Source organism: Collinsella sp. AM38-1BH (genome assembly GCF_003467545.1).
Classification (GTDB): Bacteria; Actinomycetota; Coriobacteriia; order Coriobacteriales; family Coriobacteriaceae; genus Collinsella.
This window is the reverse complement of record NZ_QSHC01000008.1, coordinates 1-9,969: the sequence shown is the minus strand read 5'-3', so window position 1 is coordinate 9,969 and position 9,969 is coordinate 1. Positions and strand designations below refer to the sequence as shown.

Sequence of the window (9,969 nt, the reverse complement as noted above, 5' to 3'; positions counted from 1 at the left end):
ATCGCGCTCCGGGCCCCGCTCGTTGCAACGTAGTCGAAATAATAGAACTCCCCGTTTTTCACTCCTGCAATCCCACGGCACAAGGCATGTTAAGCCGTTAGCAAAACTTGCAAAAGTTAGCAAAAGTTGCAAAAATTAGCAAAACTTGCAAAGGAGCTACCATGGAGTACAGCAAGAACCCCTTTACCCCAACATTTGGAAGTGTCCCTCCCTTTCTAGCGGGTCGCGAGCATATCCTGCGTGACATCAACCGTGGCTTTATCAATGGCCCGGGAGATCCCAACCTGTCGACCATTTTTACGGGCGCAAGGGGAACGGGCAAAACGGCGCTTCTCTCGCTCCTTTCAGAAACGGCACTTGAACACGACTGGATCGCAGCAAATGTCTCCGCCATGCCAGGCATGCTCGAAGATATTATCGAGCGAACCAAAGAAGCCGCAGATAGCTACCTCTCACAGCCTCACGCGCGCATAAACGGTGTTCAAATTGGTCCAGTGGGCCTCGATTGGACATATGCTCAAGAGTCCCAGGGCAACTGGCGCACACGTATGAATGGCATCTTTAAGCAACTCGAAAAACATGACATCGGACTTCTCATCACCATCGATGAAGTCACCGTCGATCTCGAAGAAATGCTTCAATTTGCCTCTGTTTACCAGCACTTTGTACGCGAAGGTAAAAAAGTTGCCCTACTCATGGCAGGACTGCCCTACAAGGTATCGGCGTTGCTGCGTAACGATTCCGTCTCGTTCCTCAGGCGTTCCCAATATCATCAGTTAGGACGAATCACTGACGTTGAAATCGCAAACGCATTCCGCAAAACCGTTGAGGCCGGAGGCCGCTCAATCACGCCAGAAGCGCTCGAGGATGCCGTGAAGGCCGTCGACGGATTTCCCTATATGATGCAGCTCGTCGGATATCGCACATGGGATGTTTCGGAGAACTCGCCCAAAATCAGCGCACCTGATGTCCAGCAGGGTTCTCTGCTTGCCCGTATGGAGCTGCGCGATCGAATTCTCGAAACGACCTATCGGGAGCTTTCCGATAAAGACATTGAGTTTTTGCTCGCAATGCTGCCCGATTCTGGCCCCAGCAGGGTCTCGGAGATAGCCAAACGCATGGGCGTCGCCAGCAACTACGCAAGCCAATACAAACGCCGCCTCCTCGAGGACGGCGTTATCGGGGAACGTGGACGTGGCATCGTCGGCTTCGACATCCCCGCATTCAGGGAGTTCCTGAGCGAAAAGGTCTCCTAGCACGTCGAGATTGTCCACAAGGGCAACAGCGCATGGCAATCAGCATTTCTCTTGGCAAGGACAGCAAGCATTTCCACCAACACCGATTGTCATGCGCTCTTCTTGTCCTTAGACGAGCTTGCGAGCGAGCTCTCGCACCTCTTCCAGCTTGGGCGAGGAGGCCATGCTGTCGCGCTCGGTCATACCGCTGATGGTGACAATGCCCTGGTCCTCCCACTTGCAGTACGCGCAGGTTGACTTGTACATAGCGATCGCCGCATCATAGACGCCCTCGCTGTGACTATCGAGTAAAAGGGCCGTCTTGGTGAACGGGAAGCCCGTAGCACCGAAGGCGTACAGGCGGTCGATGGCGGCCTTCTCCTGCGCAGTGATATCAAACCAGTAGATAGGCGAAGCGAAGACAACCATATCGGCGCCTTTCAGCGACTCAATCACGTCGGCCATGTCATCCTTCTGCACGCAAGTGCCCTCGTGGGCGAAGCAATACTGACACCCCAGACAACCAGCGATTTTCTTGCTGGCAACGCGGATGACCTCGACCGTATGGCCGGCCTCGCGCGCGGTCTCGGCAAACGCCTCGACCATAATGTCGGTATTGGCGCCCTTGCGCGGGCTACCACTCAATACAACGATATTCATAGAAATCTCCCTCCTTCATGCCGCAGGCGCGCGGCACGCATTTTGTTGTAACCAAAACAGATGGAGCTATTCAGTCGCCTGCAGACCATATCTCTTGTTCGTGTTCTCTAGACACAATCTTATTGGCTGATAACTCCTCGGCCACCTTGATTCTCTCTCCGAGAATTGAACAGCAAATCGTTGCTCGCAAAGTATCGACTGTGGGAAAATTAACTTGAGCTTTCTCCCTGCTCGCGTAAGCGTTCGCGTGAAAGAGCCCAGCCGCATCGGCCAGGCGCAATATAGATCTGCGAAAACCTGCCTACGAACAAGGAGCGCCTTATGTATGGACAGCATGCACCACAAACCCAGAACGATCGAACCAGCTCGTTTATCCGCAGCGTCAAGCGTCATGCGGGCGTTAGAGTAGTCGCCTTCGGAGCGATAATTCTTGTGTCAGGGCAGCTCTTGCTACCCGGTTCGGCACAAGCGGCCGAACCGCCCGAACCCGATGCTGCGACGCCCATCACCCGCAGCGAAGCCAACACAGACGGCAACTTCACAGCTGCCACCGTTGTCGACCATAACTATGACCTGGAGCTCCCACCCGCCTTCATGTTGGTCCAGAATGAGGCGTTTGTATACGATTTTCCCGACAAACCCGAGGACTTCATCTACGGGCTTAACGACACCATCCACCTCTTCAAGGTCGACACCGATACCGAAAGCCTTATAAAAACCGAGAACCCCAAAGAAGCCAGCGTCTCTATTACCCTGACCATGATCGACAATCACGTTAGAGCAACCGTAGTCTTTACAGGCAGTTACGCCGACGACCAAATCCCTTACAGGCTGAACCTCAACAGCTCAACCCACCTTGGCACACACGTTGACCGTGACTTCGACAGCGGGCAGGGGATTATGCACGAGACGCGTCACGATTACTACATCCGCTACGTCTTCGACAGTGACGTGCACTTGATTGCAACCGACGTGACCGATCCCGAGCCCAGCCCTGACGTTAAGCCGAACCCAGAGGTTAAACCCGAACTGGAAACCAAGCCCGAGCCCACACCGCAGCCCAAGGCAGAAAAGCCCGCGGCAAATCCCGTTTCCACCAAGGCAGTAGCGGCGGTTAAACCAGCCGGGACCACCCTACCCGCGACAGGCGACAACGGTGCGATGGCAGTCGCCCTGAGTGTTGCCGGTGGTGTAGTTGTGGCAGTTGGCATTTCCGCAACAAAGCGTCGCAACCGCTAGTCAGCATTTCGTACCTCGCAGACAAAGCTCTATCCCCGCTCCGATGAGCTTTACTCACCGAGAAGATTCTTCCCCACAGAAATGAGCTTCTTTCCAACGGCCGCCTTCACGCCAATCATTACAACCACGTGGGCAGTGCGGGCATCGAGGTCCGCAGCGAGGATGCCCCCCCCGATGCCCGCACTGCGGCTGGCAGCTTGTGCCGTGGGTGCGCGATGACACATTTCTGCAGGGCGCGGCATGGCGAGAGAGCATCGAACGATATGAGCGTTTCGTGCGCGAGCGCACCGATTGCCGCGTGCTGCTGCTGGAGCTTGGCGTGGGCGAGATGACCCCCGGCATCATCACACTCCCGTTCTGGAGCATGACCGCGAAGCTGCCGGATGCGCATCTGTTGAGCGTAAATATCTCGGGCGACTCGGCCCCGCTGCAGCTCGAGAGCAAGGCGGAGGCTATCCAGGCCGATTTGGGCGCACTGCTCTCGGCGGCGCGGACATGAACCGTGCGCTGGATATGCTGAGGTTCAAATGCTGATACTACGAACAGGCAATTCAGGATGGCAGTGAGAATAGGGTGGAGGCGCTGATTCCCGACGATTTGTCGGAAGAGATCAATGACGCCTACGAGAACGCGCACGTTCGATAACGCTGCCCGATGCTCAAGGAGCTTTGGCGAGGAGTCCTATTCGGGTAGAAATACAAAAGATAGCCTCCGAACCAAAAGGTCCGGAGGCTGTTATTTCCGCTATTCCCACTCGGCAATAGGAGTCACTGGCCAAAAGCTTGTCAACATCAAAACAAGTTCTCTATCTGTCTATTCTACGCGAGACAATGGTCCTCATTTGATGCCCGCGCTGTTTGCGCACTTGGGAGCAAAGGGATCTGGCCACCACTCAAATAAGATCAGCGCCATCTTGCATAAACGACGCCATGTTAAGGTGCCTGACGCCATCCCTCTCCTGCAATAGAGGATCAAGCGTGAACAAGTAGCGCGGATACCCATCCCTGATGTGGTCGAACGGCCTGTACTCGCGCTCCTCGACGCCTCTGTCGGCAATCGACATAGAGACCTGGATGTAGGCGTAAGCATTGCGCCTACGAGCGATGAAGTCGCACTCGAGCTTCCCAATACGGCCCACAGAAAGCTCGTACCCGCGCGATGCAAGATAGAGGTAGAGCACGTTCTCCAACGCCGGCCCGTAGTTAATCCTCGCATCCGTGTTCATGGCGAAATAGAAGCCGGGATCAGCCAGGTAGTACTTCTCTTCGCGGATAAGCGATCGACGAGACTTGAGATCGAACCTCGAGCAGCGATAAAGGATCTTCGCGTCAACAAGAATCTGGATATACCGATTGAGCGTTTCGCGCTTGATGGGAATCTTCTCGACATCATTGAAGTACGCAAGAAGGTTCTTCAGGTTCGTCGGCGCACCAAAGTTGTTGATGAGATACGTCTGTACGGCATCGAAAACCGAGACATTCTTAATCTTGTTCGAATGTTTGACGTCCTTTTCAAAGATCTCGTGAATAACACTTTTGATATAGGTGCGCTTTTCATCCTCGCCCTCATACTCCAGCACTTTGGGAAAGCCTCCAAGGGTCAGGTACTCGGTAAACTCTCCCACGAGAAGGTCATTGACAGGCTTGCCGAGAAAACGCTTCATATCGATATATTCCGCAAAGTCGAGTGGGAATACCTCGAACTCGATATAGCGACCCGTCAGCTTTGTAACAAGCTGCCCAGAAAGCAGATATGAATTCGAACCGGTAATGAAGATGGACCAACCGCCATCTGTCCGGTAGCCGTTGATGAGCAGCTCGAATTCCTCTACGTTCTGGATCTCATCGATGAAAAGATACTTCGTCCCCTCAGTGTCTGCTGGGGTCGACGTGTCAATCAGATTTTCGAGTTCATCGGTCGTCTTGACCTTCCTGTTCTCCCGTGAGTCGAGGTCGATATAGATGATGTGGTCGCTCGCTACACCGGATTCCACAAGCTCGTCTGCGATTGATTGCATGAGACAGGATTTACCGCATCTGCGAACACCGGTGATCACCTTGATCATCCCGTCATCGTGGTAGAAACCACGCATTCGCTTCAGATACTTTTCACGTCGGTATATACGCAAGATGCACCCCTTTTTTTCAGCGTCCATTTTATCAGTTATGGGGGTACTTTTTTACATTTTTTAAAAAAGCGTACCGATAACTTATTCCCACTTAGTTTCGAAAACGGCGGAGCAGCATGCATAAGGGCGTACGGGGATCCGCATCAGTAACCTGCCTCCTTGGTTGTCCCTTCTCTGCATGGTCATCTACATAAAGGAGGAACCAGCCATGCAGATCAGCGTGTCGTCCACCCTGACCGTATATCACGACGGCCAATTCTGGGTCGGGCTGGCGGAGCACGTCGAGGACGGCAGATACGGCGCCGCCCGCATCGTCTTCGGCGCAGAACCGTCCAATGAGGAGATCCTGCGATTCGTTGTCAACAAATGGGCGAAGCTCTCGTTCTTCGGCCACGATCCGACCGAGGCGAGCAAGCCCGCGAAGAACCCCAAGCGACGCGGCCGCGAGGCAGCGAAAGCACTTAAGCAGCCGGCGATGAGCACCAAGGCGCAGCAGACGCTCGCAGCACAGAGAGAAGCGATGAAGCAGGAGTCAGCTCATGCAAGAAGCCGACGCCGCGCGGAAGAGGCTGATGCGCTCTTCGAGCAGCGAAAGTTGAAGCGCAAGCAAAAACATCGCGGGCATTGATCGCTATTTGCAGCAAGGCAAACCATATACAGCAGCGGCGCCAGTTCCACTCGAAGCCGACGCCGCGTAGACGCTGATGGTGACGGCTATGCACGGGCACGAGCGCGCCGCCGCACCTCATGGCCTGCTTCTCGGGTATTTGGGGCGCGCGGCGTTCAAAAATGCGGAGCGACTCCGCATGGCTCGAGACTGAGCCGAGGTGCCCTACTTCTCGCCCTCCAGCAGCCCCACGATGCGGTCGATGTCGACGGCAAAGCGAGGCCTTCCCTCGCGCTCGCAGCGGTCGAGGTATGCCTGGCACTCGGAGACAATGCGCTTGGTGTTGCCATCGATGATGCGCTGGAGCGTCTCGTAGTAGGCCGAGCCCTCGGTCCTGAAGCGGCGCTGGTAGGCCTTGGTAATGGGGAACATCTTGATGTAGTGGATGCCGTGGCGGCAGCCGGGGCGCGTCGTGGGGCGGGGTGGCAACGCAAAGTACTGGTCTTTGGGCACGTTAGGGGCGATGTTGGAACGCAGCGGCACGGCGAAGTCCCTGCGCTTCCCGCGGAAACGCAGCCTCACCACCACGATGCAGGGGCGATTGTGCTTAAGCATGAGCTCGCGGTCGCCCTCGACGAGGTCGAAGAAGTCCTGGGAGATGGATACGATCTTCATCGGTTACGCCCCCCTTCATACGAAGCGGGGCCCGCATCGCTGCAGGCCCCTACAGGTGGGCGATATTCTACGCCTTGCGGCACCCCGTCGCCCACGGAGGTTAAACGTACACGTAAGCCGTACTCTAAAAGCCGCGGCTTCCGGCAAGTAGTTTATACCACGAAAGGTCGCTTTCAATGCGCATAGCTCGCAAAATAACACTCGCTGGGCCGTCACCCCTGGCAGTTACCCTCCAATCTTCATTGGAGTCAGCAGGTCAATTCATATAGTCATGGGGGTTTATCCTAAAGAGAATCTATTTTATACCCCCATAACCAAAGAATTTCCTATTCCCACTCGATCGTCGCGGGCGGCTTGGACGTGATGTCGTAGCACACGCGGTTGGCGCCGGGGACCTCGGCCACGATGCGGCCGGAGATGCGGGCCAGGACGTCGTAGGGCAGCTTGGCCCAGTCGGCGGTCATGGCGTCGCTGGACTCGACGGCGCGCAGGATGATCGGGCGCTGGTAGGTGCGCTCGTCGCCCATAACGCCAACGGACTTAATGTCGGGCAGGACCGCGAAATACTGCCAGCAGCTGTGCTCGGAGTTGCGCTCGCCGGTCTGCTCAAACAGACGCTGGTTGTAGGCGTCGAGCTCCTCGCGCACGATGGCGTCGGCATTCTTGAGGATCTCGAGCTTCTCCTTGTCGACCGCACCGATGATGCGGATGGCCAGACCCGGGCCCGGGAAGGGCTGACGGAACACGATGTGACCCGGCAGGCCCAGCGCCAGACCAAGCGCACGGACCTCGTCCTTAAAGAAGTGGTCGAGCGGCTCGATGAGGTCGAAGTGCACGCCCTCGGGGAACGGGATCAGGTTGTGGTGGCTCTTGATGGTGGCCGTCTTGCCGCCCGTCTTGCGCGCGCCGGACTCGATGATGTCGGGGTAGATGGTGCCCTGAGCCAGGTACTTGACCGGCTTGCCATCGGTCTCGAGCTGCTGCGCCACGGCGAAGAACTCTTTCCAGAACTGCGTACCGATGATGCGGCGCTTCTCCTCGGGCTCGGTTACACCAGCCAGAAGCTCGGCATAACGGTCCTCGGCGTGGACGTGGATAAAGTCGACGTCAAACTGCTTGGTGAAGACCTCCTCCACCTGCTCGGGCTCGCCCTTGCGCAGCAGGCCGTGGTTGATGAACACGCAGGTCATCTGCTTGCCCACGGCGCGAGCGCCCAGCGCAGCCACGACGGAGGAGTCGACGCCACCGGACAGGGCCAGAATCACGCGGTCGTTGCCGACCTTCTCGCGGAACTCGGCCGTCATGGTCTCGACCAGGTTGTCCATGCTCCAGTTGGGCTCCAGGCCGCAGATCTCAAACAGGAAGTTGCTCAGCAGCTGCTGACCGTACTCGGAGTGCTTGACCTCGGGGTGGAACTGCGTGGTAAAAATCTTGCGCTCGACGCACTCCATGGCGGCAACCGGGCACACGTCGGTGCTGGCGGTAACGGTAAAGCCCTCGGGCACCTCGGACACGGCGTCGCGGTGGCTCATCCACACGGTCTGCTCCATAGGCGTGGAGTTAAAGAGCTTGGCGCCGGCCGTACGCGTGACGGTGGCGCGGCCGTACTCGCCCACCTCGGAGTGGCCGACCTTGCCGCCGAGCGTCACGGCCGTGATCTGATGGCCGTAGCAAAAGCCCAGGACGGGAAGACCCAGGTCAAAGATGGCGGGGTCGATGGACGGAGCGTCCTCGGCATACACGGAGGCCGGGCCGCCAGAAAGGATGAGCGCAGAGGCGTTCATCTCGCGAATCTCATCGGCCGAGATGTCGCAGGGAACGATCTCGGAATACACGTTGAGGTCGCGGACGCGACGGGCAATGAGCTGACCGTACTGCGCACCAAAGTCGAGTACGAGGACCTTTGCGGAAGCCTTTTGATCCATGGTTTCCCCCTCTTGTTGGCGGGGAGCCGGTGCCCACCCGCGCGAATAAACGAAAACAACTTTCATAGTGTACACGTTATATGGGGTTTCTCGTCCCTCGCAGCCATCAGCGCACGGCAAACGCACGACCTGGGCCCCTAATTGACGGCAATTGAAGTGTTATCAAACGTTACAGATGATGTAATACGTTTGAACATTGGACACCCTGTGCCACAATACTGCCGAACAACTCCGCCTCTGCGGCGGCAAATACGATAGGAATACCAGCATGAAGCGCATCCTTCTCATCGCCACGGGCGGCACCATCGCATCGACCGAGGACGGCAACGGCCTCTCCCCCGCCCTGACCGGTGAGGAACTCGCCCAGAGCGTCCCCGAGATCTCGGGCCTCTGCGAGCTCGACGTCGTGCAGCCCATGAACATCGACAGCACCAATATGCGCCCGAGCGACTGGATGCGTATCCGCGACGTCATCGTCGAAGGCTATGCCGATCACGACGGCTTCGTAGTCCTTCACGGCACCGACACCATGAGCTACACCGCGGCAGCGCTTTCCTATCTGATTCAGGACAGTCCCAAGCCCATCGTACTCACCGGCTCGCAAAAGCCCATGGGCAACCCCTTTACCGATGCCAAGCTCAACCTGTACCAGAGCCTGCTCTATGCGCTCGACGAGCATTCACACGACGTCTCGATCGTGTTTGGCGGCGTCGCCATTGCCGGCACGCGCGCCCGCAAGCAGCGCACCATGAGCTTTAACGCGTTCATTAGTGTCAACTATCCGCCCATTGCCTACATCCGCAACGACCGCATTGTGCGCAACGGGCTTCACGGCACTCACCAGAATGAGAATCCGGTTCGTTTCTACGACAGTATCGACCCGCGCGTGTTTGTCCTTAAGCTGACACCCGGCGTGAACCCGGATATCCTGGACGCCCTTGCCGATAGCTACGACGCCGTGATTCTGGAGACCTTTGGCATTGGCGGTATCCCCGAGTTTGGTGAGTCGGGCGAGTCATTCCAGGAGGCGATTTTCCGCTGGGTCGATTCGGGCCGTACTGTCGTTATGACCACGCAGGTCCCCGAAGAGGGCCTCGATTTGGGCGTTTATGAGGTCGGCCGTGCTTACGCGGATCATCCGGGCATTCTGCGCGGCGACGACATGACCACCGAGACGCTCGTGGCCAAGACCATGTGGGCACTCGGCCAGTCACGTGATGCGGCCGAGATTCAGCGCCTGTTCTACAGCCAAGTCAACCACGACCGCATCCCGATGGCGTAGCTAAAACAAAATCCGCCTCTTTGGGCCTTGTAGGGCACGTGATACCCCTCGGAACGTGCAAAAAGCGGAGTTTTCAGCATCCGCCCCTTCCGGGAACGTTAAAACCGCTGGCTGTAAATTGCCTTTCGACTCGAAAGACTCGTTCCGCGCGCTTGTTATTGGTGGCGCGCGCAGACGTGGTGTAAGAGCGTCCTGAGGTCCGTCGCTGCAAGTCCCGA

Annotated in this window: 9 protein-coding genes; 5 read left to right on the top strand and 4 right to left on the bottom strand. The window is 57.1% G+C overall.

The window, feature by feature from the left end; genetic code table 11:
- Positions 1 to 161 precede the first annotated feature (161 nt).
- The gene (locus DW870_RS04695; RefSeq protein ID WP_117877028.1) at positions 162 to 1,256 is read left to right on the top strand and encodes an ATP-binding protein; all 1,095 of its coding nucleotides are present in this window, start codon (positions 162 to 164) and stop codon (positions 1,254 to 1,256) included.
- A gap of 108 nt (positions 1,257 to 1,364) precedes the next feature.
- Here DW870_RS04695 and DW870_RS04690 read toward each other — a convergent pair whose 3' ends face one another.
- The gene (locus DW870_RS04690; protein WP_117877026.1) at positions 1,365 to 1,895 is read right to left on the bottom strand and encodes a flavodoxin family protein; all 531 of its coding nucleotides are present in this window, start codon (positions 1,893 to 1,895) and stop codon (positions 1,365 to 1,367) included.
- Positions 1,896 to 2,216: 321 nt separating this feature from the next.
- Between DW870_RS04690 and DW870_RS04685 the strand changes: the two genes are divergently transcribed.
- On the top strand, positions 2,217 to 3,134 hold the full coding sequence (locus tag DW870_RS04685) for an LPXTG cell wall anchor domain-containing protein (protein WP_117877024.1): 918 nt from the start codon (positions 2,217 to 2,219) through the stop codon (positions 3,132 to 3,134).
- A gap of 274 nt (positions 3,135 to 3,408) precedes the next feature.
- The gene (locus DW870_RS04680; RefSeq protein ID WP_147349118.1) at positions 3,409 to 3,633 is read left to right on the top strand and encodes a hypothetical protein; all 225 of its coding nucleotides are present in this window, start codon (positions 3,409 to 3,411) and stop codon (positions 3,631 to 3,633) included.
- Between the two features lie 393 nt (positions 3,634 to 4,026).
- Here DW870_RS04680 and DW870_RS04670 read toward each other — a convergent pair whose 3' ends face one another.
- The gene (locus tag DW870_RS04670; RefSeq protein WP_233547392.1) at positions 4,027 to 5,199 is read right to left on the bottom strand and encodes an ATP-binding protein; all 1,173 of its coding nucleotides are present in this window, start codon (positions 5,197 to 5,199) and stop codon (positions 4,027 to 4,029) included.
- Positions 5,200 to 5,470: 271 nt separating this feature from the next.
- Here DW870_RS04670 and DW870_RS04665 point away from each other — a divergent pair, with 271 nt between their 5' ends.
- Positions 5,471 to 5,890 carry a YjdF family protein gene (locus DW870_RS04665; RefSeq protein ID WP_117877018.1) on the top strand — a complete coding sequence of 140 codons (420 nt, stop codon included), beginning with the start codon at positions 5,471 to 5,473 and terminating at the stop codon, positions 5,888 to 5,890.
- Positions 5,891 to 6,094: 204 nt separating this feature from the next.
- Here the strand turns inward: DW870_RS04665 and DW870_RS04660 are convergent, their stop codons facing one another.
- Together DW870_RS04660 and guaA are read right to left on the bottom strand one after the other, a co-directional pair.
- Entirely contained in the window at positions 6,095 to 6,544 is a 450-nt protein-coding gene (locus DW870_RS04660; RefSeq protein WP_117877016.1) for a hypothetical protein, read from the bottom strand.
- Between the two features lie 326 nt (positions 6,545 to 6,870).
- The gene (guaA, locus tag DW870_RS04655) at positions 6,871 to 8,469 is read right to left on the bottom strand and encodes a glutamine-hydrolyzing GMP synthase (RefSeq protein WP_117877014.1); all 1,599 of its coding nucleotides are present in this window, start codon (positions 8,467 to 8,469) and stop codon (positions 6,871 to 6,873) included.
- A gap of 268 nt (positions 8,470 to 8,737) precedes the next feature.
- On the opposite strand from guaA, the gene DW870_RS04650 reads away from it, so the two are divergent.
- Positions 8,738 to 9,751 (top strand): asparaginase, encoded by a 1,014-nt coding sequence (locus DW870_RS04650; RefSeq protein ID WP_117877012.1) that lies wholly within the window; start codon positions 8,738 to 8,740, stop codon positions 9,749 to 9,751.
- Positions 9,752 to 9,969 lie beyond the last annotated feature (218 nt).

What these genes read in the sequence shown, in the direction of transcription:
- guaA (WP_117877014.1), bottom strand. Translation starts at nt 8,469, where the DNA reads ATGGATCAAAAGGCTTCCGCAAAGGTCCTCGTACTCGACTTTGGTGCG.
- DW870_RS04660 (WP_117877016.1), bottom strand. Translation starts at nt 6,544, where the DNA reads ATGAAGATCGTATCCATCTCCCAGGACTTCTTCGACCTCGTCGAGGGC.
- DW870_RS04690 (WP_117877026.1), bottom strand. Translation starts at nt 1,895, where the DNA reads ATGAATATCGTTGTATTGAGTGGTAGCCCGCGCAAGGGCGCCAATACC.
- DW870_RS04695 (WP_117877028.1), top strand. Translation starts at nt 162, where the DNA reads ATGGAGTACAGCAAGAACCCCTTTACCCCAACATTTGGAAGTGTCCCT.
- DW870_RS04685 (WP_117877024.1), top strand. Translation starts at nt 2,217, where the DNA reads ATGTATGGACAGCATGCACCACAAACCCAGAACGATCGAACCAGCTCG.
- DW870_RS04670 (WP_233547392.1), bottom strand. Translation starts at nt 5,199, where the DNA reads ATGATCAAGGTGATCACCGGTGTTCGCAGATGCGGTAAATCCTGTCTC.
- DW870_RS04665 (WP_117877018.1), top strand. Translation starts at nt 5,471, where the DNA reads ATGCAGATCAGCGTGTCGTCCACCCTGACCGTATATCACGACGGCCAA.
- DW870_RS04650 (WP_117877012.1), top strand. Translation starts at nt 8,738, where the DNA reads ATGAAGCGCATCCTTCTCATCGCCACGGGCGGCACCATCGCATCGACC.